Source organism: Streptomyces sp. DH37 (assembly GCF_029813835.1).
In the GTDB taxonomy this organism is placed as follows: domain Bacteria; phylum Actinomycetota; class Actinomycetes; order Streptomycetales; family Streptomycetaceae; genus Streptomyces.
The window spans coordinates 1-229 of the sequence record NZ_JARVKV010000278.1 but is presented as its reverse complement, the minus strand read 5'-3'; the positions used below and the strand labels follow the sequence as shown (position 1 = coordinate 229).

The following is a 229-nucleotide window of genomic DNA, read 5'->3' as shown; positions in this document are numbered from 1 at the left end:
GACGTTGGCCTGTACCGGCTCCACGTCGTCCACGCCGAGCTGCGCGTACTTGACGTTGGCCTGTACCGGCTCCACGTCGTCCACGCCGAGCTGCGCGTACTAGACGTTGGCCTGTACCGGCTCCACGTCGTCCACGCCGAGCTGCGCGTACTTGACGTTGGCCTGTACCGGCTCCACGTCGTCCACGCCGAGCTGCGCGTACTAGACGTTGGCCTGTACCGGCTCCACG

General features: G+C 66.8%; 1 protein-coding gene. It reads left to right on the top strand.

The features are described from left to right. Nucleotides 1-229, top strand: a 229-nt coding sequence (locus QC029_RS31025; protein ID WP_279559159.1) for a hypothetical protein, incomplete at both ends; no start/stop codon positions are given.